General features: G+C 50.2%; 1 protein-coding gene. It reads left to right on the top strand.

Annotated elements, in window-relative coordinates; translation table 11 throughout:
• A partial coding sequence (locus tag E3E33_RS10840; protein WP_370520411.1) for a cell wall-binding repeat-containing protein occupies positions 1-239 on the top strand: 239 nt, incomplete at both ends.

Here is a 239-nt window from a genome sequence, read left to right as displayed (position 1 = left end):
GGTGCGGTTGTTGTGATGACTACGTGGGGTGTTTACGATCCGAACGTAACTGCTGAGATTATGAGCTACGCTCCGGATGAGGTCATAATAATAGGTGGTCCTGAGGCAGTGGTGGAGGAGTACGTTAATGATCTTCAAGAGCTGGGTATTACGGTGGAGCGCTGGGGTGGTCAGAACAGGTACGAGACAAACCTCATGGTCATGACCCAAGCCCAAATCAAGTTCGGCCTTAAGTTCAA

It is taken from the genome of Thermococcus sp. GR5, assembly GCF_012027535.1.
GTDB lineage: Archaea > Methanobacteriota_B > Thermococci > Thermococcales > Thermococcaceae > Thermococcus > Thermococcus onnurineus.
This window is presented reverse-complemented; position numbering and strand designations above follow the sequence as displayed.